The following is a 24,264-nucleotide window of genomic DNA, read 5'->3' as shown; positions in this document are numbered from 1 at the left end:
AGGCGGTTAGAGGTTCGACTCCTCTAGGGTGCATTTTTCTTTTTAACTCGGGAAGTAGCTCAGCTTGGTAGAGTACTTGGTTTGGGACCAAGGTGTCGCAGGTTCGAATCCTGTCTTCCCGATACATTACAGAGATATGTGAGTGTGTGTTTTTATAACGAGATATTATATACATTAAGAGAGAATTATTTTGGTTCTCTCTTTTTTGATTTTCAGCAATTCATTTTGATTGCGTATATTTTTTTGTTTCCTGATTTGTTCAATGAATACTGTAGTTTAGGTACATAAATTAAAATTTAACAGATTGTATAATTCTTACAAACTTTTAAGAAAGTAATTGAAGAGTTTTTTGTCCTACATATAATATATATGTTTGTACGATAAAAATTTCCGCTCTTTTGATTTTAAATAAGTATTAGTTTACATTATAGTGTGAATGGGGTTTGATATCTCTTTTGAGGAAGTTGCCTTAGATTTTTCTACTTGTGTTTTATTGTATAGTGTATCTTGCTTGTTTTGAACAGAATCTTTTATGACATTTGTCATATCTCCTCATGACAGAAGCTTCTAGTGATTCTACCTTCAAAGAATTATACTAGATGTATCAAGTGGAGGAAGAAAAAATGAAACATAAAGTAATTGTCGCAATGAGTTTAGTAGCAGCAGGAGTCATGACTTATCTCATGTTCTCAGGATTGGATGAAGATTTCTATCATTTTCCTTGGGAGCTATTTGCAGGATTTGGAATGATGTCCTGGCTTATCCGAGAAGGTTTGAAATTAGTCTCAGATGTGAAAAAGGAGTTTGAAAAATGAAAAAAGCGTTTCTCTATCTTTTTATTGGACTATCACTAGTGGTATGGTTGGTAGAAATGTTTACAGGTTGGTTTGATCAAGCCTTCCTTCACCAATTCATCCGTGGTGCTTTGGGGTTTGGATTTATGATTTTCGTCGTTTTCCTTATGAGAATGGAGTGGTTGAAAGGAGAGTCTCATGACTGTGATTAAAGTTGAGAAATTGAGTAAGAAAATAAAAGACAAGGAGATTTTGCGGAACATCTCCTTTGAAATCAACGATGGTGAATGTGTTGCCTTAATTGGTCCAAATGGAGCTGGGAAGACAACACTCTTAGATTGTTTGCTTGGAGATAAACTGGTCACAAGCGGTCAAGTATCCATCCAAGGCTTGCCAGTGACGAGTTCTCAGTTAGACTACACAAGATCCTATCTCCCTCAAGAAAATGTTATCGTTCAGAAATTAAAGGTCAAAGAGTTGATTGCTTTCTTTCAAAGTATTTATCCAAATCCCTTGAGCAACCAGGAAATCGATCAACTATTGCAGTTTGATCAGCAACAGAAAGAGCAATTTGCAGAAAAATTGTCAGGTGGGCAAAAGCGTCTTTTCTCTTTTGTCTTGACCTTGATTGGCCGACCAAAACTTGTCTTTTTAGATGAGCCAACTGCGGCCATGGATACTTCAACTCGTCAACGCTTTTGGGAAATTGTTCAGGAACTAAAAGCTAAGGGAGTTACCATTCTCTATTCCTCCCATTATATCGAAGAGGTAGAGCATACAGCGGACCGAATCTTGGTCTTGAATAAGGGAGAGTTGATTCGTGATACGACGCCTCTAGCTATGCGTAGTGAGGAGATTGAAAAGCATTTTATCCTTCCGCTGGCTTACAAGGAAGTCGTTGAGAAGTCAGTCTTGGTTGAAAGGTGGGTACAAAAACAAGATGCTCTGCAAGTTGTCACACGAGAGGCAAATGCTTTCTGGGAACTATTAGTCCGAGCAGGATGTAGGATTCAAGAAATTGAAGTCAATAATCGTAGCTTGCTGGATACAATCTTTGAAGAAACACAAAAGGGAGATGACTAAGATGAAACAATGGATCGCACTAAACAAGATAGAATTTCTATTGACCAAACGACAATTAGTCTATTATCTATTATCCGTAGGGATGCCGACAGCCTTCTATTTATTCTTTTCAGGCATGTACCAGGACACACCAGGTGGACCGGCTAATTTTATGCGTGATTACCTCATCTCCATGACTGCCTTTTCCATGATGTCGACCGCTATCTTTTCATTCCCAGCTGTCTTACATACCGATAAGATGAACAACTGGCAGAAAACATTGCGTCATAGCCCTGTAAATATGGTAGAATATTATCTATCAAAGATAACAAGTATGCTGGTTGATTATTTGGTTTCAATTCTGGTTGTTTTTACAGTTGGACATTTTGTAAGAGGTGTAGACATGCCTCTAGCAAGCTGGATTGGGGCTGCGTTCTTGCTGATAGTAGGAAGTGTAGCTTTTGTAGCGCTTGGCTTGACCTTGACACTCTTGCCTTCTAGTCAGCTGATGTCTGTCGTGGGCAATCTTCTCTATATAGGTTTGGCTGTTTTAGGTGGACTCTGGATGCCCATCTCTTTATTTCCAGACTGGATGCAAGCAATCGGGAAGTGCCTACCAACTTATCAGTTGATGGAGTTGCTCAAGACCTTCTTAAACGAGGGTAGCATCAATCTATCAGCCACAGTTTATCTACTTGTTTTTTCAGCAGTTTTGTTTGGTTTGACCATTTACCTTCAAGGTCATAAGGAGAATGCTTAATGCTTGAAAGACTGAAAAGCATACACTATATGTTTTGGGCCAGTTTAATTTTTATGATTTTCCCCATCCTACCTGTAGTGACTGGGTGGCTTTCTGCCTGGCATTTATTGATTGATATTCTATTTGTAGTGGCGTATTTGGGTGTTTTAACAACTAAGAGCCAGCGCCTATCTTGGCTATATTGGGGCCTCATGCTGACTTATGTAGTTGGGAATACTGCCTTTGTTGCTGTTAATTATATCTGGTTTTTCTTTTTCCTATCCAATCTCTTAAGTTATCATTTCAGCGTAGGTGGTTTAAAGTCTTTACATGTCTGGACTTTTCTTCTTGCTCAAGTCCTTGTTGTGGGCCAACTGTTGATTTTTCAGAGAATCGAAGTTGAGTTTCTATTCTATCTACTTGTAATTCTTGCTTTTGTCGATTTAATGACTTTTGGCTTGGTTCGGATTCGGATTGTGGAGGATTTGAAAGAAGCACAGGCTAAGCAAAATGCCCAGATAAATCTATTGCTTACTGAAAATGAACGCAGTCGTATCGGTCAAGATTTGCATGATAGTCTGGGGCATACCTTTGCTATGTTGAGTGTCAAGACAGATTTAGCCTTGCAGTTATTTCAGATGGAGGCTTATCCACAGGTGGAAAAGGAATTAAAAGAAATTCACCAGATCAGCAAGGATTCCATGAATGAAGTGCGAACCATTGTGGAAAATCTTAAGTCTAGAACTTTGACATCCGAACTAGAGACTGTGAAAAAGATGTTAGAAATTGCTGGAATTGAGGTGGAAACGGATAACCAACTAGATACTGCTAGCCTTACTCAAGAATTGGAGTCAATGGCTTCCATGATTTTGCTTGAGTTAGTGACCAATATCATCAAACATGCCAAAGCGTCTAAAGCTTACTTAAAATTAGAACGGACAGAGAAGGAACTCATTTTAACAGTAAGTGATGATGGCTGCGGCTTTGCTTTTCTAAAAGGAGATGAGCTCCATACAGTCCGAGATCGTGTTTCTCCATTTTCAGGAGAAGTAAGTGTAATCAGTCAGAAACATCCAACGGAAGTGCAAGTTCGACTACCTTATAAGGAGAGAAACTAAGATGAAAGTATTAGTCGCAGAAGATCAAAGTATGTTGCGAGATGCCATGTGCCAGTTGCTTGCCTTTCAAGCAGATGTAGAGTCTGTCTTACAAGCCAAGAATGGGCAAGAAGCAATCCAACTATTAGAAAAGGAGTCTGTAGATATAGCCATCCTTGACGTAGAAATGCCTGTTAAGACAGGTCTTGAAGTTTTGGAGTGGATACGAGCAGAAAATCTAGAAACAAAGGTGGTTGTGGTGACGACCTTCAAGCGTCCTGGGTATTTTGAACGTGCGGTCAAGGCTGGAGTAGATGCTTATGTATTAAAAGAAAGAAACATTGCAGAGCTCATGCAAACCTTGCACACCGTCCTCGAAGGGCGCAAGGAGTATTCGCCTGAATTGATGGAAGTGGTGATGACGCATCCCAATCCGTTGACAGAACAAGAGATTGCTGTTTTAAAGGGAATTGCTCAAGGCTTGTCTAACCAAGAAATTGCAGATCAACTTTATTTATCCAACGGAACCGTCCGAAACTATGTCACCAATATTCTTTCGAAACTAGATGCAGGTAATCGAACAGAGGCAGCTAATATCGCGAAAGAATCTGGTTGGTTGTGATACTATTATAACTCTAAAACCATTATGTGCTAAAATTGAAGTGATTCAATCAAACAATTTGTAACTAGAGGAGGGCTTAGTTTCCTCCTTTTTGTTTACTCTAAGGTGGTAGCAAGAGCTAAACCTAGGCTTTCTATGAAATTTTTTCAATCAATCTTCAAAAAACACTTGAAAGTGTTTACAATTAGTGATAGAATGGAATAAGTAGAAACATGAAAACGAAATTTTCACATCTTCACTTTTGTAAGTAGATATAGAGTTTCAATCGGTGCCTCTACTTGTAAAAGAATGTGTGGGATAGAAAGGGCAGGAAAAGGAATGAATGCAGATGATACAGTAACCATTTATGATGTCGCTCGTGAAGCAGGTGTTTCCATGGCGACGGTCAGCCGTGTGGTCAATGGCAATAAAAATGTAAAAGAGAATACCCGTAAAAAAGTGCTAGAGGTAATTGATCGTTTGGATTATCGTCCAAATGCAGTTGCGCGTGGTCTTGCAAGTAAAAAGACAACCACTGTCGGTGTCGTGATTCCAAATATTACCAATGGTTATTTTTCGAGTTTGGCTAAGGGGATTGATGATATTGCAGAAATGTACAAGTACAATATTGTCTTAGCTAATAGCGATGAAGATAACGAGAAAGAAGTTTCTGTTGTCAATACCCTCTTTTCAAAGCAGGTAGATGGCATTATCTTTATGGGTTATCACTTGACAGATAAAATTCGCTCAGAATTTTCGCGTTCACGTACTCCGATTGTTCTCGCAGGAACTGTCGATGTTGAGCACCAGTTGCCAAGTGTCAATATTGACTATAAGCAAGCAACGATTGATGCAGTGAGTTACCTTGCTAAAGAAAATGAGCGTATTGCTTTCGTTAGCGGTCCGCTAGTGGATGACATCAATGGTAAGGTTCGTTTAGTTGGCTACAAGGAAGCCTTGAAAAAAGCAGGAATCGCTTATAGTGAGGGTTTGGTATTTGAATCTAAATATAGCTATGATGATGGTTACGCCTTAGCAGAGCGCTTGATTTCATCAAACGCAACTGCAGCAGTTGTGACAGGTGATGAGTTGGCAGCAGGTGTCTTGAACGGTTTGGCTGATAAGGGTGTGTCAGTACCAGAAGAATTTGAGATTATTACTAGTGATGATTCGCAAATTGCACGCTTTACCCGTCCAAACTTGACAACTATTGCCCAACCTCTTTATGACCTTGGTGCCATTAGTATGCGTATGTTGACTAAGATTATGCATAAGGAAGAGTTGGAAGAACGTGAAGTTCTCTTACCTCATGGTTTGACAGAACGTCGCTCAACACGAAAACGGAAATAGAAAAAATCAGGGAATCGAGAAGATTTCCTGATTTTGTGCTCTTAAACAAGAGATGTCGACTCAATGAATACCACAGAGCGGACTAGGCGGCTGGTTAAAGGCTGCGCAACACACTGCTTTGAGGTTGTAGATGGAAGCTGACGTGGTTTGAAGAGATTTTCGAAGAGTATTAGCCTTCCATATAGTCTTTCAAAGCCTGCCCTTTTAGTCCGGCATTGAGGGCAATTAGGAGTTTCAAGCGGGCTTTTTGGGCGTTGAGTTCTTTGACAAAGAAAACACCTGCCTTTTGCAACTGCACGCCCCCACCTTGGTAGGCATAAACAGGCTCAGCTATACCGTTAAAACATCGTGAAACCAGGGCGACTGGGATTCCTTTTTGCAGAAGGCTTTCTAATTTTTGAGCGGTTTCTTTGGGTATATTACCAGCTCCGAAGGCTTGGATAATCAAACCGTCCAATTGTTCCAAATCCAGCATATCAATCAGCTCATCTGTCATACCAGCATAAGCCGAGATAATAGGGACTAAACCTTGTATGTGATCAAGGTCAAAGCGAACACGAGGTTCAGCTGTTTTGAAGTAGAGGATTTCCTGTTTCATGATGAGACCAAGGGGGCCGTGGGTAGGAGTCTGGAAGGTACTGACATTGGTCGTATGCGTTTTGGTAACATACTTGGCAGCGTGGATTTCATCGTTCATAACGACTAAAACTCCTTTGTCAGCAGCCCTGTCATCGCTAGCTACTCGCAAAGCACTTAGATAATTATAAACACCATCACTGCCGAGTTCGTTGGAGCTGCGCATGGCCCCTGTTATAACGATAGGCATATGGGGGACTTCCATGGTATCAAGGAAATAGGCTGTTTCCTCTAAAGTATCGGTCCCATGTGTGATCACCACTCCATCGTAGTTAGCAGCTTCCTCTTTAATTTTCTGGTAGAGGGCCAGCATATGCTTGGGTTTGATATGGGGGCTTGGCAGGTTAAAAAAGTCCAAGGCGTGGACTTGGATTCCTTCAAGAGGATTGGACACATGGTTCATGGGATTATCTGAACTCGTCACAACAGCGCCAGAAGCATCGGCCTGCATGGAAATAGTCCCACCCGTATGTAAAACAAGGATTTTCTTAGGCATGATTTACTCACTCTTTCTGAAATGTGGTATAATCATTGTATCACAAAAGGGGAGATTGGGATAGGATGGAAGTCAAAGCTGTTTTTTTTGATATCGATGGAACCTTGGTCAACGATCGCAAGAGTGTTTTGAAATCCACTAAGGATGCGATTAAGATTGTCAAAGAACAAGGGGTGCTTGTAGGCGTAGCGACAGGGCGAGGACCTTTTTTTGTTAAGGAATTGATGGACGATTTGGATTTGGACTTTGCGGTAACCTATAATGGCCAGTATATCTTTACTAAAGACAGAGTCTTGTTCACGAGCCCTATTTCCAAGTTGCATTTGCGTCATCTAATTAGCTATGCTAAAAAAGAGGGCAAGGAGATTGCCCTAGGGACCAAGGATGCCATGCTGGGTTCCAAAATCATGTCCTTTGGTCTGGGTTCTTTTTCCCAACGAATCAGTCGCTTCGTTCCCTCTGTTCTAACCCGAACAGTGAATCAGTCTTTTAATCGCATGGTCAGCAAGGTTGTTCCCCAAAAGGAAGAAGACCTGCTTCATCTGATGAATCAGCCTATCTACCAAGTTTTGATGCTGATGACGCCAGAAGAATCTGAGAAGGCAGCAGCTGATTTTGAAGATTTGAAATTGACACGTAGCAATCCTTTTGCAGCGGATGTCATCAATCAAGGAAACTCTAAATTGGAAGGCATACGCCGAGTCGGAAAAGAATATGGCTTTGACCTTAATCAAGTCATGGCCTTTGGTGACTCAGATAACGACTTAGAAATGCTGGCTGGTGTCGGTATGTCGGTCGCTATGGGAAATGGTAGTAGCAGTGTCAAGGAAGTTGCCAAGCACATTACCACTAGCAATCAGCAAGACGGAATCCACAAGGCCTTGGAACATTTTGGTGTTTTGTCTTCAGAAAAAGTCTTTGTCAGCCGTGACTATCATTTCAATAAGGTCAAGACCTTCCACCACATGATGGATGAACGAACCCAAGAAGAACCTAGAGCTTGGGATTTAGAAGGTGCAACCCATAGGGCTGGCTTTAAAATAGAAGAATTGGTGGAGTTTGTTCGAGCTGCCAGTCCTTCGGAAGAGGATTTTGGTCAAGCTCTATCGCAACTTCATCAAGCTCTTGATAAGGCGGCAGATAAAGTAGCCAAGAAGACGCCTGCTCAGCAAGATTTGATAGGGCAAGTGGATGCCTTGATTGACACACTTTACTTCACCTATGGCAGTTTTGTCTTGATGGGAGTGGACCCAGAACGTATTTTTGATATTGTCCATCAGGCCAATATGGGGAAAATTTTCCCAGATGGCAAGGCTCATTTTGATCCAGTGACCCACAAAATCTTAAAGCCAGATGATTGGGAAGAAAAATATGCTCCAGAACCTGCTATTAAAAAGGAACTGCAGCGTCAGCTTAAGGCTTATGAACGTCATAAAGAGAGAAATAATACTCAATGAAAATCAAAGAGCAAACTAGGAAACTAGCTGCAGGTTGCTCAAAGCACTGCTTTGAGGTTGCAGATGAAACTGACGAAGTCAGTAACATACCTACGGCAAGGCGACGTTGACGTGGTTTGAAGAGATTTTCGAAGAGTATAAATAGTAAACAAAAAGGAGCGCTGAGCTCCTTTTCTTTGTAATTATAAGGTTTTTTCTTGTTCTCTCACAACCAGCAAATCGACCTTAGCATGGCGGAGAATGTATTCAGATGAAGATCCGACCAAGAGGCGTTCAAAGGCGTTGAGACCAGTTGCGCCAACGAGGATGAGGTCCACTTCTTCAGCATCGGGAATAGTACGTGCCAGTAGGGTCTTTGGATTTCCCATTTCAATGACGATATGAACATCTGCCACACCAGCATCTTTAGCACGTTTTTCGTACTCTTTCATCAGACTTTCAGCGTCGACTTGGAGTTCTTCGTAAACTTCAGCATCAAAGGTGGATACGCTTTGGAGAGCGCGTGTGTCAATGACATGGGCGATGGTGAGTTTAGCGTCGTTTCGTAGAGCAGAATGAACTCCCTTGACAAAAGCCAAGTCCGCTTCTTTAGAACCATCGATTGCGACCATGATATTTTGGTAACGTTGTGCCATAATGAAACCTCCTGAAATTTTCTTACTATAATTGTAAACCTTTTCACTATAGAAGTAAAGCAAAAAAAGTATTTTTCAAAAAAATGTTAGCGCTTGACATATATATGTATATATGTTAAAATATATAAAAAGGGTGAGAGTAAAGATAGAATATATTGGAGAGGAGTGGTTATGAAAAACTCTTTTCAAGAATCAAAAAAACAAATTTCCTTTATTATGGAATCATCTTAGCTTCGATCTTGGTAGAAGTTATCATGATCTGGCAATTAGATAGGTTGATTCCGCTTCTTTATCCAGGTTTTGTTGGCTTTTTAGTCTTTCATTTACTCTACCATTTGGTATTATTCCTAGTCGCTAAACGAAGTGGTCGCTGGGATTACTTGATGATATGGGGGCTTTTCCTCATGTTCAATCTTCTCTATGACTCCTTTTTAGGCTTGCTTTTTCTAGGTTTATCTTTTGGTATGTAATGTGTTTTTTTCGCAAAATACCTGCTATCTCCCCTGTCTTGACCTCGCTTTTAGCGAGGCTTTTCTTCTGTAGGATTTTAGTAAAACATTTCAGCAAACTTGTCGCATTTTCTTTCTAGTGGTATAATGTTACTATCCTGATGAATTGAGGAAACAAGATGAAAGAATATAACAAGTCTAGTAAGTTAGAACATGTTGCTTATGATATCCGTGGTCCTGTTTTGGAAGAAGCCATGCGAATGCGAGCAAATGGAGAAAAGATTTTACGTTTGAATACAGGAAATCCAGCAGAATTTGGCTTTACAGCGCCAGATGAAGTCATTCATGACTTGATTATGAATGCGCGTGATAGTGAAGGTTATTCTGACTCCAAAGGGATTTTTTCAGCCCGTAAGGCCATCATGCAGTATTGCCAATTGAAGAAATTCCCAAACGTAGATATTGATGATATTTACCTTGGAAATGGTGTCAGTGAGCTGATTGTCATGTCCATGCAGGGGCTTTTGGATAATGGAGACGAGGTCTTAGTCCCAATGCCAGACTATCCTCTCTGGACAGCAGCTGTCAGCCTAGCTGGAGGAAATGCCGTTCACTATATCTGTGATGAAGCTGCAGAATGGTATCCAGATATTGACGATATCAAGTCAAAAATCACTTCCAATACCAAGGCAATCGTCCTTATCAACCCAAACAATCCAACTGGAGCCCTTTATCCTAAGGAACTCTTGTTGGAGATTATTGAGATTGCCCGTCAAAACGATTTAATTATCTTTGCGGATGAAATTTACGACCGTATGGTAATGGATGGGCATGTGCATACGCCTGTGGCGAGCTTGGCACCAGATGTCTTCTGTGTCAGTATGAACGGTTTGTCAAAATCCCACCGTATCGCTGGTTTCCGTGTGGGTTGGATGGTCTTGTCTGGTCCTAAGACTCATGTCAAGGGCTATATCGAAGGGCTCAATATGCTATCCAATATGCGCCTTTGCTCTAACGTTTTGGCCCAACAAGTCGTACAAACTTCCTTGGGTGGTCACCAGTCAGTCGATGAATTGCTCCTTCCTGGTGGACGAATTTACGAGCAAAGAAATTTCATTTATAATGCCATTCAAGAGATTCCAGGTTTGTCTGCGGTTAAACCCAAGGCTGGACTCTATATCTTCCCTAAAATCGACCGCAATATGTACCGTATTGATGATGATGAGCAGTTTGTCCTTGATTTCTTGAAGCAGGAAAAGGTTCTCTTGGTTCATGGTCGAGGCTTTAACTGGAAAGAACCAGACCACTTCCGTATCGTTTACCTTCCTCGTGTTGATGAACTAGCCCAAATCCAAGAAAAAATGACTCGTTTCTTGAAACAGTATCGTAGATAGGGCTTACATTCGAAAAAGCTGGAAACATTTGCCTTGAGCTATTGACAAAAGTGAAAGAATCAGATAGAATAGTAAAGTATGTTTAGTAACTGATCACTTTATAGCCGGCTAAACGAATACAAAATCTATGAGGAGGTATTCATCGTGAAACGTACTTATCAACCAAGTAAACTTCGTCGTGCGCGCAAACACGGATTCCGTAACCGTATGTCAACTAAAAACGGTCGTCGCGTATTGGCAGCTCGTCGTCGTAAAGGACGCAAAGTTTTGGCTGCATAATCCAAACGAACCATAACAAAAATCAGTAGGAACTCGAGTCTACTGATTTTTATTTTTGTAAAAAAGTTCAAAAGACTTTATATTTTTGCTCAAATGGTGTATAATATTTCACATACTGTAAAAAATGGAGAATAATCATGAAGAAATCAAAAGTTATGCTTTTTGGAGCTATGGCTTTGACAGCAGGTCTAGCTCTAGCGGCATGTGGGTCATCCCAATCAAGCAATGCTGAGAAAACCTACTCTTATGTATTTACTAGTAATCCTGATACCTTGGACTACATTACTTCAACACGTGGTTCCACTTCTAGTATTACGACTAACCTGATTGATGGCTTGTTAGAAAATGATCAGTATGGTAATCTCATTCCATCTATGGCTGAGTCATGGACGGTATCAAAAGATGGTTTGACCTACACTTATAAAATCCGTCAGGGGGCGAAATGGTACACTTCAGAGGGCGAAGAGTATGCAGATGTAACGGCTCATGACTTTGTGACAGGTCTCAAGTATGCAGCTGATAAAAAGGCTGAAAACTTGTACTTGGTCCAAGACTCTATCAAGGGCCTCGCAGACTACGTTGAGGGGGAAACATCTGACTTTGAAACTGTTGGTGTTAAGGCAGTGGATGACTATACTCTTCAATATACTTTGAATAAGCCGGAATCTTACTGGAATTCTAAGACTACTGGGGGCATTTTGAGTCCTGTAAATGAAGCCTTCTTGAAGTCTAAGGGAGATGACTTTGGAAGTGTGACACCATCAAGTATCTTGTCAAATGGTCCTTACTTGTTTAAGTCCTTCACATCAAAATCTTTGATTGAGTTTGACAAAAACCCTAATTACTGGGATAAAGATAATGTTAAAATCGAGAAAGTGAAACTCTCTTTCTTTGACGGTTCTGACCAAGACAGCATTGCTAGAGGTTTCTTGGATGGTAACTATACGGATGGCCGTATTTTCCCAACAAGTTCAGTCTTTGCTGAACTCAAGAAGGGCAATGAGGACAAGATTACCTATACACCGCAAAACTCAGTTACTTTCTATTATCTTTTCAACGTGAATCGTCAAAGTTACAAGCAGACTATGAAACAGTCTGATAAGGAAAAGACAGATTCACGCGCAGCTATGCAAAATAAAGATTTCCGTCAGGCTATCAACTTTGCCTTTGACCGTCATGCCTATGCAGCGCAGACAAATGGTGAAGATGGAGCAGACCGTATCTTGCGTAACACGATTATCCCAAGTGATTTTGTCCAAATCGGTGGTAAAAACTTTGGAGATGTTGTCAATGAAAAGATTATTAACTATGGTACAGAGTGGTCGAATATCAATTTGAATGATGCGCAACCTGCCTTTTTGAATGCTGAAAAAGCCAAGGCAGCATTTGCTAAGGCTAAAGAAACCTTGCAAGCAGAAGGCGTGACCTTCCCAATTCATTTGGATATGCCGGTTGACCAGACGGCCAAGTTAGATGTGCAACAAGCAAGTTCCTTTAAGCAGACAGTGGAAGAAACCCTTGGGGCGGACAACGTTGTGATTGACGTGATTCAACTTTCTCCAGACGAGAAGGATCAAGCTACATTCTTTGCAGATACAGCTGAACAAAAGGACTATGACATTGATATTTCAGGTTGGAGCGGAGATTACTCAGATCCGAAAACTTATCTTGATCTCTTGGATCCAGAGTCAGGTTCACAGCTTAACAATATTGGTTTGACTGCTGGAAAAGATAATGAAGTAAAAGAAAAAATTGGACTTTCTGCTTATAAGAAGTTACTAGATGAAGCAGATAGCGAAGTTGAAAATACTCAGGCTCGTTATGAAAAATTTGCTGAAGTCCAAGCTTGGTTGACTGACAGCGCCCTCTTCCTACCAGTTCAAAGTGGCGGAGCCAACCCAATCTTCCGTAAGACTGTACCGTTTACAGGAGCTTTCTCTTTCGTTGGTCATAAGGGAGATGCTGACAACTACAAATATGTTGAACTGCAAAAAGAGCCGGTAACTGCGAAACAGTACCAAGAACTCTATGAAAAATGGTTAAAAGAAAAAGCTGAGTCAAATAAAAAAGCTCAGGAAGATTTGGCTAACCACATTCAATGATATTCCTAGTCATGCTTTTTAGTTAAGCATAGTGACTGGATTTAGAAAAAGACCTTACCGGACGCTTTTGGTTCTGGTAGGGTCTTTTCTTTATTTTGGTTTTTGATGAAGTAACTGGAGGGGGATAGGGCTTCAAATACCTAGAATGACTTGTTTTATGTTTTTGAATGGGAATCGATTAAAATTTATAAATCTGTATAAGGAATTAGTGACAAAACGATAGCAAATAGGGTAAATTTCTATATATTTTAATTAAAGTAAAAATTAGGCTAAAAGTGGACGGGGGGGGGGATTTTATGCTATAATGTACGTATATTCTTATCGCATAAAGTGAAAATATTATAATGAAATAGTATTATAGTTTATTGATTTTTTGAATAAGAAGAAATAAAAATAAAAAATGGAGATCAAAGAATGAAGTATAAGAGAACGCAGAAACGCTCTAAGCAGATGTGGCAGCGTGTGGAAAAATTTTCGATTAGAAAGTTTAGCTTTGGAGCAGCGTCGTGTTTGATTGGGGCATCTTTAGTTGGGGCTGCTGGGACGGTACAACCTGTAGAAGCTACTATATCAACTTTCAGAGATCAAAAAGGAGGAAATGTTACTACTTTGTATGCCAATCAAGGGGATAATCCTTTTGAAGCTGGCGGAAGTGGGGTTTATGATAAAGTAAATGTAGACCAAGAAATTGGAATTGAAATAGACTGGTCAGAGTATTCTAAAACAAACCCTTACGTAACAGTTACCTATAAATATAATGGTGGTTATGGAACTGCAGCTTTGAATAACTACGGAGGTGGACGTCCAGACTTTTGGTTTACCACCCCGGTGGGAGTTTCAGAACCTAAAACAATCACTTTATATAATCTAAATACAGATAAGACAGGAAGAACAATTACAAGTTGGTCAGGCGAACAAGGATGGGTTTCTTTTTCGAATAGTGTCGGATCACGTTATCAAAATAAGGAAATGGCAGACAAACTTGGTGTTGGGGATCCTACAAAATGGGAACGATATAATGACGCGACCGGTGAGGATGGGCGCACTTATCGCGGTGACCTTAATACTATGTTTTGGCGTCGTATCGGAGACAATATAGAGGGAAGTCCGAGTGAACAAGGGATTTATCAATCCTTCAGAGACAATACCAAGTCTATGTATTCTGACTGGCAAAAAGCAGCTGATCCAACTGCTACTATTAAAGCAACTTATAAAGTGGTAGATCCTACATTGAAGAATGGAAAACTAGTATTAGAATTTGGTGCTGGGGTTAAAGTTGGTCATGGAGGATCGTTGGTAACTCACTTCAAAACTCTAACAGTAGAAGTTCCGGTTTTATATCAGGATAGTGAATTATTCGAAGTTAAAGTGCCGCAACGTACAGGTGTAGTAAATGCTCAAGAATTAACAGAAACTGAAAAAGCTGATATTAAAAGTAAAATCTTAAAAGCAAACGAAGATAATATTAGTTCAGCTATCCCAGTGACTTCTAATAATAAGTTTAAAGATAATCTTAAAGATGGAGAAAATAGTATTGTAATTGGAAATGACGGTACAGCAACGATTACCTACCTAGACGGTTCAAAAGATACTATTCCTGGAACATCACTTGTCTATGAAAAACCACAAATTGATAATAATGAAACAACTCAAAGTCAGTTTGGTGATTATAAATATTTAACAAATCCGTTTGAAGTAGATGATATTAATAATCTTAAAAATACAGATGTTGAAAGTGCAAAATTAAAATTCTATACAGTCAATAATATGATGGTAGAAAAAAATGAGTTTGATGAGGATGTTATTACAGCAGTAGGAGAACCTTTGAAAACTTCTCCAGCATTTGTAAATAAGAGATTAGAAATAGATAAGCAAACTGGGTTAGGCTATATCTATAGTGGGTCAGGGCCTACAGGGGCGATTATTCCGAAAGCCCATTTATTTAAACAAAAACCTAAAAAAACATTTAATATTGATGAGGCTAGACAAGATGCTGAAAAGGCAATTGAAAATCTGACTTACTTATCACCAAAAGAAAAACAAAACTTCAAAACTGAATTAGCATCGAAAACTACACAAGATGAGTTAAATACTGTTGTGAATAATGCTATTGCAAAAAATTCAAGTAATGAAAAAGCTTTAGAAGCTAAAAAACGTGAAATAAAAGATGCCATTAACAAACTGAAATATCTAACAAAAGAAGAAAAAGATGGTTTTATAAATCGAGTTAACAATCAAGCTATTACAGATCCAGCAGATGGAGATGGAACAGGAACTAAAGCATTAGATAATACTAAAACTTTACTTGATAACATTTTAACAAATGCTAACGCTAAAAACTTAGAAGAAGCTAAGAAACAAGCCAAAGCTGAAATAGAAAAAATCAAAGATGATTTAACAAATCCAACAGCAGATAACTATAAGGAACAAATCCAAGCCGCAGGTTCAACAGATGCAGTAGAAAAGATTGTCGAAAATGCTAAAAATCAAAAAGCTTCTAAAGACAAAGAGAAAGAAAAACAAAAAGCAGATGCTTTAAAAGATGAGTATAAGAAAAAAATAGACCAAATTCCTGGATTATCAGAAGCAGATAAGACGGAATATAAAAAACAAATTGAAGCTGCAACATCAAAAAATCAATTAGATAATATTATTAAAGATGCAGAGGCAAAAGCAACTCGTAATAAAGCGATAGAAACAATAACAAACCTACCTCACTTGAATAACGCGCAAAAAGCAGACTTAATTGAACAAGTTAAAGATGCTACTGATAAAGAAGAGATTGAGGATGTTGTAACAAAAGCTCAAGGTTTAGATGCTAAGATGGATTCTCTGCAACAATTAGTAACGAAAGCTAATGATGTGAAGAATACTGATAAATATACAAACGCTACATCAGGAACAAAGACATCATTTGATACTGCATTGACTAATGCTGATGCTGTAGCAAATAAAGAAACAGGAAAAGAGGCTGACGCTTCAGAAGTAGATAGCTTAATTGATAAATTGAAAGAAGCTATTAAAAATCTAACAGGTGAAGAAGTCGCTAAACCAGTTTCAAAAGCAGCTTTACAAGCAGAAGTAAATAAAGAGGCTGAAGTTCACAAGTCAACAGCTTATCTTAAAGATACAAAGGCAAAACAAGATGAGTATGACAAAGCTCTGAATGAAGCAAAAACAGTGTTAGCTGATGATGGGGCATCACAAGAAAGTATTGATGCTGCGTTAGATAAATTACAGAAAGCACGAGCTGAATTGGCAGGACAAGCAGCAGACTTCACGCTGGCTGTGAAAGATGGAGCAGCGAAAATCTCTGTTGTACCTAAAGTAGGAGAAAGCTTAACAGAACAAGCCGATAAAGATGCAGTAAAAGCTAAAGTAACAGCGAACGGAGAAGCACTTAAAGCTACTGATACAGTAACGTACGGAGCTATTGCAGATAAAAATGGTAAGAAAGTTGTATCAGTAATAGTAACACGTGATGGTGTATCAAAAACAATCAATGTAGAAGTAACTAAGAAAGCGGAAGAATTAACATTAGCTGTAAAAGACGAAACAAAACCAGCTAAAATTTCAAAAGTACCAGTAGCAGGAGAAAGCTTAACAGCAGAAGATGAAGCGAAAGTAAAAGAAAAAGTAACAGCGAACGGAGAAGCACTTAAAGCTACTGATACAGTAAAATACGGAACTATTGCTGAAAAAGATGGTAAGAAAGTCGTACCAGTAACAGTAACACGCAACGGTGTAGAAAAAACAGTTGACGTACCAGTAGAAGGAACTGATGCTGCAAAATCTCCACTAAATGATCCAGAAAAAGTTAAAGTTAATGATGTGTCTAATTTATCAGAAGATGAAAAAGCAGCAGTTAAAGCAGCAGTTAAGAAAGCAAACACAAACTTAACAGATGCTCAAATTTCAGTAGACAATACAGGGAAAGTAACTGTAACGTACTCTGACAAATCACAAAATGAACTGCCTGCATCTAAGACTGTAGAAGTGAAAACTGAAGCAGAAAAAGCATTAGACAAAGCTAAAGAAAAAGCGAAATCTGACTTAACAGAAGCAGCTAACAAAGAAAAAGCAGAAATTGAAGCAGACAAAAACTTAACAGAAGATCAAAAGAAAACTGAAAAAGACAAAGTTGATAAAGTTAAGGAAGAACAAGAAAAAAATATCGATAAAGCGACAACGCCAGAAGATGTAACAAAAGCAACAGAAGACGGTAAGAAAGCAATTGCTGAAGTTCACCAAACAGAGTTAGACAAAGCCAAAGAGCAAGCGAAATCTGACTTAACAGAAGCAGCTAACAAAGAAAAAGCAGAAATCGAATCAGACAAGACCTTAACAGAAGATCAGAAGAAAGCTGAAAAAGCAAAAGTCGATGAAGCTAAGAAAGCTGCAGAGTCTAACATCGATAAAGCTGGAACAACTGATGAAGTAGCGAAAGCAACAGAAGCAGGTAAGAAAGCAATTGATGCTGTTCATAAAACTAATGCTGAGCAAGCAACTCCAAATGTAAAAGATTCAGTAACTGCAGCAGGAGGAGTTCCCGTAAGTGTAGACCCAGCTAATGCTCCTAAAGTAGCAGAAGCAGATAAAAAAGAAATTACAGAAGCAGTAGAAGTACCGAAAGACCAACCACAACCAAAAGATAAACAAGTCAAAAATGACGGAAAAATTGTGAATGGAACAGGTGCAAATGAAGGTAAGAAAGTAGTTGTAGTAGAAGTTACATATCCAGATGGATCAAAAGACGAAATCGAAGTACCTGTAAGAAAAGCAACTGATCAGGAAAAAGCAAAAGCTGACCTAACAAAAGCAGCAGATGCTGAAAAAGCTGAAATTGATGAAGACAATGCATTATCTAAAAAAGAAAAAGAAGCATTGAAGAAACAAGTTGATGAACTGAAAGCAAAACACGAAGAAAACATCAACAATGCAACTTCACCAGAAGCTATAGCATCAGCAACAGAAAAAGGTAGACAGGAAATTGCTGCTGTTCATACTCCACAAGATATTACAGAAACAGCTAAGAGAAAGTTAACTCCACCAAAAGAAAAGGTTAAAGTTACAGATGTCAATCATTTAACAGATGAAGAGAAAGAAGCTGTTAAAAAAGCGATTGTGGCGACTAACCCTCAACTAGAAGAATCTGAAGTCTATGTGAGTGATAAGGGAGATGTAGCTTCTCCTAAAGGTTACTTGGAAGCAGAAAAAGTTGTTGTTCAAGCATTAAACAAACCAGCGACACCAGTCGTAGTAGCTGATCCAAATCGTTTAACAAATGATGAAAAGGAAAAAGTGAAAGAAGCTGTAGCCAACGCAAATCCTGGTCTAAACAAAGATGATATTACAGTCGATGACAAAGGTAATGTAACAACTAAGAATGGTGATAAATTACTTGCAAAAGATGTAGTAACTCCAGCCCTGAACAAACCAACAACACCAGTTGTAGTTGGAAATCCTAATGCTTTAACAGAAAAAGAAAAAGAGGACATTAAGGATGCTGTCGCAGCTGCAAATCCAGGCTTAAACAAAGGTGATGTTACAGTAAATCCTGATGGCAGTGTAACAACTCCAAAAGGAAATCTACCAAAAGAAGATGTTGTCACAACAGTATTAAATAAACCAAATAAACTTGTTGAAGTAGAAAATCCAAATAGCTTAACAGTTAAAGAAAAAGAAGCGGTTAAGAAAGCTGTTGTAGAGGCAAATCCAGGTTTAACTGAAGATAAAGTCAAAGTCGATGATCAAGGAAATGTCACAACACCACAAGGTAACTTGCCAGCAAAAGATGTTGTAACTTCTAGCTTGAAGAAGCCAACAACACCAGTTGAAGTTGTTAATCCATCTAAACTGACAGAACCAGAGAAATCTAAGATTGTAGAAGAGATTATTAAAAATAATCCTGATTTAGCGGATAAAAAAGATAAAATTAACGTTGATGATCAAGGCAATGTTGAAACACCAAAAGGCAACTTACCAGCAGAGGATGTAGTGACACCAGCCTTGAAAAAAACGACAAATCTTGTCCCTGTTAAAGATGTCAATAACTTAACAGAAGCAGAAAAAGACGCTGTTAAGGATGCTGTTGTAGCTGCAAATCCAGGCTTAAACAAGGACGATGTCAAGGTTGATGATCAAGGCAATGTTGAAACGCCAAGAGGTAATTTACTAGCAGGAGAAGTTGTAACTCCAGCCTTGAAGAAACCTGTGACACCTGTAGAAGTTAAAGATCCTAAAAACTTAACAGATGCAGAAAAAGACGCTGTTAAGGATGCTGTTGTAGCTGCAAATCCAGGCTTAAACAAGGATGATGTCAAGGTTGATGGTCAAGGCAATGTTGAAACACCACAAGGTAATTTACCAGCAAAAGATGTAGTAACACCAGCTTTGAAGAAACCTGTCACACCTATAGAAGTTAAAGATCCGAATAACTTAACAGACAAAGAAAAAGATGATGTTAAGAAAGCTATTGTTGAAGCAAATCCAGGCTTAAACAAGGACGATGTCAAGGTTGATGGTCAAGGCAATGTTGAAACACCAAAAGGAAATCTACCAAAAGAAGATGTAGTAGTACAAACTGCTAAAGGGCAATCAACAAGTATCTTCAAACCAGAGTTAGACTTACAAACTGCTTTAGTATCAGGAAAAGTAACTGTAGAAAAAGGTAAAGGCTTAACTGACAAAGAAATCCTAAAACAATTAGCACTAGCTGATGGACTAACAGCGAAAGTTATTTCTAAACCAACTACAACTGAAACAGGAACTAAAGAAGCAGAAGTGGAAGTAACCCTAGCGGATGGTAGCAAAGTCACTGTAAAAGTACCGGTTGAAGTAGTTGATTCCTTAGGCACAGCTGATAAAGATAATGATCTTGCTAAGGCGAAAGAAGACGCTAAAAAACAAGTAGAAGACGCTGCTAAGAAAAAACTTGATGAAATCAAGAAAGATACAGATTTAACTGAAGAGCAAAAGCAAAAAGCTGAAGAAACAATCAAGAAAGCTAAAGAAGATGCTAACAAAGCTATTGACCAAGCATCATCAGCAGGAACAGCTAAACAAATTGCAGATCAAGCAAAAGAAAATATTGAAAAATATAATCCAAAAGCAGATACAGAAGTTAAGAAACCAGATGTAACAAACCTTGATGAAGAAAAAGCGAAAGCAAAAGCTGAAATACTAGAAGAAGCTCAAAAACGTATTTACGAAATCAAGAACAATAAAGATTTATCAGACGAAGCGAAACAAAAAGCTATCGAAGAAATCAATAAGGCCAAAGATAAAGCGATTGAAGACATCAACAAAGGTCAATCTAAAGATGAAATCAACGCGGCGAAAGAAGCTGGTATTCATAAGATAAATGAAGTTCAACCAGATGGCTCTATTGCATCTAAATTCGAACCGAAAGTTCCTGAAAACAAAGTGGAAGTGGAAAATCCAGCAAAACTTTCAGATGAAGAAAGAGAACAAGTTCGTCAAAACATCGAAGGTGCGAACACATTCCCAGACGAAACTAGGGTAGAAGTAAAACCAGATGGAACAGCGGTAATCACATATAAAGATGGTTCAAGCGATACAATTTCTAAAGATAAATTAGTAGCGCCAGCTAAAAAAGATGAAGGTACAATCGCGTCAAGAACCGAGCCGGTTATCCCAGGAAAAACACAAGTAGGAAATACCACGAAATTAACACCTGAAGAACAAGCTACGGTTAAAAAAGCGGTTGAGGATGCGAACAACTTCCCAGCAGGAACAACAGTAGAAGTAAGACCAGATGGAACAGTAGTCATCACCTATCCAGATAAATCTGTAGATACAATAACAGGGGATAAACTTGTTGAAAAAGGAAGTAAACAAGAAACTCCAAAAGTTCAGACAGATGCAGAGAAGAATCCAGCGCAAGTTCCAGGAAACTTTGTACCTGTTGAAAATACTCACAACTTGACACAGGCGGAGCAAGATACAGTAGCAGCTAAGGTCAAAGAAGCAAATCCAGCGGCGACAGATGTTAAGGTATCTAAAGATGGAACAGCAACGCTAACATATGGAGATGGTTCAGTAAACACAATTCCAGGAACCAGTCTAGTAGTAGCCAAAGATACTGACAATGAAGTTGCAACACAAGCTGCGCAAAATCCAGCTGTGGTGCCAGCAACTACAGAAATTGGAAATGCTCATAGCTTAACACCTGAGGAACAAGCCGCAGTAACAGCTAAAGTACAAGCAGCCAACCCAGCGGCGACAGATGTTAAGGTATCTAAAGACGGAACAGCGACATTGACATACTCAGATGGTTCAGTCAATACAATCCCAGGAACCAGTCTAGTAGTTCAAAAAGAGGAAACTTCAACACAAGAGCAACCAACAATCGCAGAGAAGACAAAAGTAATCATCCCAGCTAACCCTACAAAAGTAGCAGAAGCTACAAGATTAACAGATGAAGAAAAAGAAGCTGTTAAAAAAGCTGTAGTAGATGCAAATGGATTCGGAAGCGATGTTAAAGTTGAAGTAGCTGGAGATGGCACAGCGACAATCGTCTTTAAAGATGGTTCAGCTATTACAATTCCAGGAAATCAATTGGTAGCACAAGATCCAAAAGCAAAAGATAGCACTAAACTGACTGCTGAAAAATCAACTGTTAAAGCGCCTGCTCAAAGAGTAGATGTAAAAGATATAACTCATTTAACAGATGAAGAAAAAGAAAAAGTTAAGGTTGCTATTTTACAAGCAAATGGTTCAGCATTAGACGGAGCGACAATCAATGTAGCTGGAGATGGTACAGCAACAATCACATTCCCAGATGGTTCAGTAGTGACGATTCTAGGAAAAGATACAGTTCAACAATCTGCGAAAGGTGAATCTGTAACTCAAGAAGCTACACCAGAGTATAAGCCAGAAACTACACCAGGTGGAGATAATGGAGGCAATACTGGAAGCTCAGATGCTAATGCGAATGCAGGCGGTGGTAGCCAGGCAGGCGGACAAGCTCACACAGGTTCACAAAACCCAGCTCAATCACAAGCTTCTAAGCAATTAGCTACTGAAAAAGAATCAGCTAAAAAGGCCATTGAAAAAGCTGCCAAGGACAAGCAGGATGAAATCAAAGGCTCACCGCTTTCTGATAAAGAAAAAGCAGAACTTTTAGCAAGAGTGGAAGCAGAAAAACAAGCAGCTCTCAAAGAGATTGAAAATGCGAAAACTGTGGAAGATGTGAAGGAAGCAGAAACGATTGGAGTGCAAGCCATTGCCATGGTTACAGTTCCTAAGAGACCAGTGGCTCCTAATGCTGCTCCTCAGGCAACAAGTGCACCGCAAGCAACTGCAGGAACAATGCAAGATGTTACCTACCAGTCACCTGCTGGCAAACAATTACCTAACACAGGTTCAGCATCAAGTGCAGCACTTGCTAGTCTTGGTCTAGTGGCGGCAACCAGTGGTTTTGCTTTGCTAGGAAGAAGGGCTAGACGTAGAAAATAGGACAGCTAGAAAATTCTATTCTCTACTTAAAGTGAGATTATAAGGGGGATTTTGAGAAGTCATCAATCCTAGTGATGGGTGAGAAAAGTGAGAACCCAAGATAATTACACACTTTAGCTGAAAAGGGATATTCTATCAATGTAACCAGTCTCTTCTGTCTCTAACTGTGGAATAGAAGATGGGCAATATCGGATAGAAAAGCTAGCAGAATAGCTCTATTAAAGAGAGGAGGGAAACCGAAAAATTGGGTGCCCCTCCTCTTTTTTGGTATAATAGAAGATAGAAAACGAGGTTAGAAGAGATGATTTTTGATACACATACACACTTGAATGTAGAAGAATTTGCAGGTCGTGAGGCAGAAGAAATTAGCTTGGCTGCTGAGATGGGTGTGACACAGATGAATATTGTTGGTTTTGATGAACCGACGATTGAGCGTGCTTTGGAGTTGGTAGATGAGTATGACCAGCTCTATGCGACTATCGGTTGGCACCCGACAGAAGCAGGGACTTACACAGAGGAAATTGAAGACTACTTGCTTGATAAGCTCAAGCATCCTAAGGTGGTTGCCTTGGGTGAGATTGGTTTAGACTACCACTGGATGACAGCGCCAAAAGAGGTGCAGGAACAGGTTTTTCGCCGTCAGATCCAGTTATCTAAGGACTTGGATTTGCCTTTTGTTGTCCATACCCGTGATGCGCTGGAAGATACCTATGAGATTATCAAGAGTGAGGGCGTTGGTCCTCGTGGTGGCATTATGCATTCTTTCTCAGGAACTCTTGAATGGGCAGAGAAGTTTGTGGAGCTTGGCATGACTATTTCCTTCTCAGGAGTGGTGACTTTTAAGAAAGCAACTGACATCCAAGAAGCAGCTAAAGAGTTACCTTTGGACAAGATTTTGGTGGAAACGGATGCTCCCTACTTGGCTCCTGTTCCTAAACGTGGTCGCGAAAACAAAACAGCCTATACTCGCTATGTAGTGGATTTTATTGCAGATTTGCGTGGCATGATGGCAGAAGAGCTAGCGGCGGTAACAACTGCAAATGCAGAACGAATTTTTGGATTGGACAGCAAGTGATGAAGGAAAAAATTTCTCAAGTCATCGTGGTTGAAGGTCGCGATGATACGGCCAATCTCAAACGCTATTTCGATGTGGAGACCTATGAGACACGAGGTTCTGCCATCAATGATCAGGATCTAGAGCGGATTCAGCGCTTACACCAACGTCATGGAGTCATTGTCTTTACAGACCCAGATTTTAATGGGGAGCGGATTCGGCGCATGATTATGACGGCCATTCCAACAGTTCAGCATGCCTTTCTCAAGCGAGATGAAGCTGTTCCTAAGTCCAAGACCAAGGGGCGTTCTCTGGGAATTGAGCATGCCAGCTATGAAGACCTGAAAACGGCTCTAGCTCAGGTGACAGAACAATTTGAACATGAGAGTCAGTTTGACATCAGTCGTAGCGACTTGATTCGCCTTGGTTTTCTAGCAGGGGCAGACAGCCGTAAGCGACGAGAATATCTAGGAGAGGCTCTCCGAATTGGCTATTCCAACGGCAAGCAACTCCTCAAACGCCTAGAGTTGTTTGGGGTTACTTTGGCAGAAGTGGAAGAAGCTATGAAATCTTATGAGTAGGAAAGATGTAGCCGTTACAATTTTTTAAGTTTCACAGTATTTTTCGAAGCAGGTAGAA

At 39.6% G+C, this 24,264-nt stretch carries 16 protein-coding genes, 1 tRNA gene and 2 pseudogenes; 17 read left to right on the top strand and 2 right to left on the bottom strand.

Going from position 1 to position 24,264, the window contains the following annotated elements:
- Nucleotides 1-48 precede the first annotated feature (48 nt).
- The 8 genes from OC530_RS08010 (at nucleotide 49) to ccpA (ending at nucleotide 5,643) form a co-directional block, all read left to right on the top strand.
- Nucleotides 49-122 (top strand) — tRNA-Pro (locus tag OC530_RS08010).
- A gap of 501 nt (nucleotides 123-623) precedes the next feature.
- A complete protein-coding gene (locus tag OC530_RS08005; protein ID WP_012972435.1) occupies nucleotides 624-815 on the top strand; it encodes a hypothetical protein in 192 nt (63 codons plus the stop codon).
- Complete coding sequence (locus OC530_RS08000; protein WP_173212254.1) at nucleotides 812-1,006, top strand: hypothetical protein; 195 nt, start codon at nucleotides 812-814, stop codon at nucleotides 1,004-1,006. The genes OC530_RS08005 and OC530_RS08000 overlap by 4 nt, the downstream gene beginning before the upstream one ends.
- Nucleotides 993-1,877 carry an ABC transporter ATP-binding protein gene (locus OC530_RS07995; protein ID WP_262081052.1) on the top strand — a complete coding sequence of 295 codons (885 nt, stop codon included), beginning with the start codon at nucleotides 993-995 and terminating at the stop codon, nucleotides 1,875-1,877. The genes OC530_RS08000 and OC530_RS07995 overlap by 14 nt, the downstream gene beginning before the upstream one ends.
- Nucleotide 1,878: 1 nt before the next feature.
- Nucleotides 1,879-2,616: an ABC transporter permease gene (locus tag OC530_RS07990; RefSeq protein ID WP_262081051.1), complete on the top strand. Its 738-nt coding sequence runs from the start codon at nucleotides 1,879-1,881 to the stop codon at nucleotides 2,614-2,616.
- Nucleotides 2,616-3,713, top strand: a complete 1,098-nt coding sequence (locus OC530_RS07985; RefSeq protein ID WP_173276030.1) for a sensor histidine kinase — start codon at nucleotides 2,616-2,618, stop codon at nucleotides 3,711-3,713. The genes OC530_RS07990 and OC530_RS07985 overlap by 1 nt, the downstream gene beginning before the upstream one ends.
- Nucleotide 3,714: 1 nt before the next feature.
- A complete protein-coding gene (locus OC530_RS07980; RefSeq protein ID WP_049512651.1) occupies nucleotides 3,715-4,314 on the top strand; it encodes a response regulator transcription factor in 600 nt (199 codons plus the stop codon).
- 318 nt (nucleotides 4,315-4,632) lie between these two features.
- Entirely contained in the window at nucleotides 4,633-5,643 is a 1,011-nt protein-coding gene (ccpA, locus tag OC530_RS07975; RefSeq protein WP_050253459.1) for a catabolite control protein A, read from the top strand.
- A 169-nt stretch (nucleotides 5,644-5,812) separates the two neighbouring features.
- On the opposite strand, the gene OC530_RS07970 is transcribed toward ccpA, so the two are convergent.
- A complete protein-coding gene (locus tag OC530_RS07970; RefSeq protein ID WP_173249701.1) occupies nucleotides 5,813-6,775 on the bottom strand; it encodes an asparaginase in 963 nt (320 codons plus the stop codon).
- A gap of 65 nt (nucleotides 6,776-6,840) precedes the next feature.
- Between OC530_RS07970 and OC530_RS07965 the strand changes: the two genes are divergently transcribed.
- Complete coding sequence (locus OC530_RS07965) at nucleotides 6,841-8,232, top strand: Cof-type HAD-IIB family hydrolase (protein ID WP_173249702.1); 1,392 nt, start codon at nucleotides 6,841-6,843, stop codon at nucleotides 8,230-8,232.
- A gap of 182 nt (nucleotides 8,233-8,414) precedes the next feature.
- Here OC530_RS07965 and OC530_RS07960 read toward each other — a convergent pair whose 3' ends face one another.
- Entirely contained in the window at nucleotides 8,415-8,867 is a 453-nt protein-coding gene (locus OC530_RS07960) for a universal stress protein (protein WP_000079148.1), read from the bottom strand.
- Nucleotides 8,868-9,058: 191 nt separating this feature from the next.
- Between OC530_RS07960 and OC530_RS07955 the strand changes: the two genes are divergently transcribed.
- The 8 genes and pseudogenes from OC530_RS07955 to rnmV all read left to right on the top strand — a co-directional run bounded on the left by OC530_RS07955 (nucleotide 9,059) and on the right by rnmV (nucleotide 24,206).
- Nucleotides 9,059-9,337, top strand: coding sequence for a hypothetical protein (locus tag OC530_RS07955; RefSeq protein ID WP_262081054.1), 279 nt, complete (start codon nucleotides 9,059-9,061; stop codon nucleotides 9,335-9,337).
- Nucleotides 9,338-9,495: 158 nt separating this feature from the next.
- Entirely contained in the window at nucleotides 9,496-10,710 is a 1,215-nt protein-coding gene (locus tag OC530_RS07950) for a pyridoxal phosphate-dependent aminotransferase (protein ID WP_000666459.1), read from the top strand.
- Between the two features lie 144 nt (nucleotides 10,711-10,854).
- The gene (rpmH, locus tag OC530_RS07945) at nucleotides 10,855-10,989 is read left to right on the top strand and encodes a 50S ribosomal protein L34 (RefSeq protein ID WP_000831905.1); all 135 of its coding nucleotides are present in this window, start codon (nucleotides 10,855-10,857) and stop codon (nucleotides 10,987-10,989) included.
- A gap of 137 nt (nucleotides 10,990-11,126) precedes the next feature.
- Nucleotides 11,127-13,091, top strand: a complete 1,965-nt coding sequence (locus OC530_RS07940; protein WP_262081050.1) for a peptide ABC transporter substrate-binding protein — start codon at nucleotides 11,127-11,129, stop codon at nucleotides 13,089-13,091.
- 414 nt (nucleotides 13,092-13,505) lie between these two features.
- A pseudogene (locus OC530_RS10260) lies at nucleotides 13,506-16,337 on the top strand (YSIRK-type signal peptide-containing protein); the annotation flags it as partial.
- Nucleotides 16,338-16,604: 267 nt separating this feature from the next.
- Nucleotides 16,605-22,571, top strand: a pseudogene (locus OC530_RS10255) (DUF1542 domain-containing protein); the annotation flags it as partial.
- Between the two features lie 301 nt (nucleotides 22,572-22,872).
- Nucleotides 22,873-23,646 carry a TatD family hydrolase gene (locus OC530_RS07925; RefSeq protein ID WP_112445158.1) on the top strand — a complete coding sequence of 258 codons (774 nt, stop codon included), beginning with the start codon at nucleotides 22,873-22,875 and terminating at the stop codon, nucleotides 23,644-23,646.
- Nucleotides 23,646-24,206 (top strand): ribonuclease M5, encoded by a 561-nt coding sequence (rnmV, locus tag OC530_RS07920; protein WP_112445156.1) that lies wholly within the window; start codon nucleotides 23,646-23,648, stop codon nucleotides 24,204-24,206. The genes OC530_RS07925 and rnmV overlap by 1 nt, the downstream gene beginning before the upstream one ends.
- Nucleotides 24,207-24,264 lie beyond the last annotated feature (58 nt).

The sequence above is a fragment of the Streptococcus sp. Marseille-Q5619 genome (assembly GCF_946901205.1).
GTDB lineage: Bacteria > Bacillota > Bacilli > Lactobacillales > Streptococcaceae > Streptococcus.
The sequence above is the reverse complement of the archived record's forward strand: the minus strand, read 5'-3'. Positions and strand labels throughout refer to the sequence as shown.

Coding starts and splice junctions, on each gene's coding strand:
- OC530_RS08005 (WP_012972435.1), top strand. CDS start 624: ATGAAACATAAAGTAATTGTCGCAATGAGTTTAGTAGCAGCAGGAGTC.
- OC530_RS08000 (WP_173212254.1), top strand. CDS start 812: ATGAAAAAAGCGTTTCTCTATCTTTTTATTGGACTATCACTAGTGGTA.
- OC530_RS07995 (WP_262081052.1), top strand. CDS start 993: ATGACTGTGATTAAAGTTGAGAAATTGAGTAAGAAAATAAAAGACAAG.
- OC530_RS07990 (WP_262081051.1), top strand. CDS start 1,879: ATGAAACAATGGATCGCACTAAACAAGATAGAATTTCTATTGACCAAA.
- OC530_RS07985 (WP_173276030.1), top strand. CDS start 2,616: ATGCTTGAAAGACTGAAAAGCATACACTATATGTTTTGGGCCAGTTTA.
- OC530_RS07980 (WP_049512651.1), top strand. CDS start 3,715: ATGAAAGTATTAGTCGCAGAAGATCAAAGTATGTTGCGAGATGCCATG.
- ccpA (WP_050253459.1), top strand. CDS start 4,633: ATGAATGCAGATGATACAGTAACCATTTATGATGTCGCTCGTGAAGCA.
- OC530_RS07970 (WP_173249701.1), bottom strand. CDS start 6,775: ATGCCTAAGAAAATCCTTGTTTTACATACGGGTGGGACTATTTCCATG.
- OC530_RS07965 (WP_173249702.1), top strand. CDS start 6,841: ATGGAAGTCAAAGCTGTTTTTTTTGATATCGATGGAACCTTGGTCAAC.
- OC530_RS07960 (WP_000079148.1), bottom strand. CDS start 8,867: ATGGCACAACGTTACCAAAATATCATGGTCGCAATCGATGGTTCTAAA.
- OC530_RS07950 (WP_000666459.1), top strand. CDS start 9,496: ATGAAAGAATATAACAAGTCTAGTAAGTTAGAACATGTTGCTTATGAT.
- OC530_RS07940 (WP_262081050.1), top strand. CDS start 11,127: ATGAAGAAATCAAAAGTTATGCTTTTTGGAGCTATGGCTTTGACAGCA.
- OC530_RS07925 (WP_112445158.1), top strand. CDS start 22,873: ATGATTTTTGATACACATACACACTTGAATGTAGAAGAATTTGCAGGT.
- rnmV (WP_112445156.1), top strand. CDS start 23,646: ATGAAGGAAAAAATTTCTCAAGTCATCGTGGTTGAAGGTCGCGATGAT.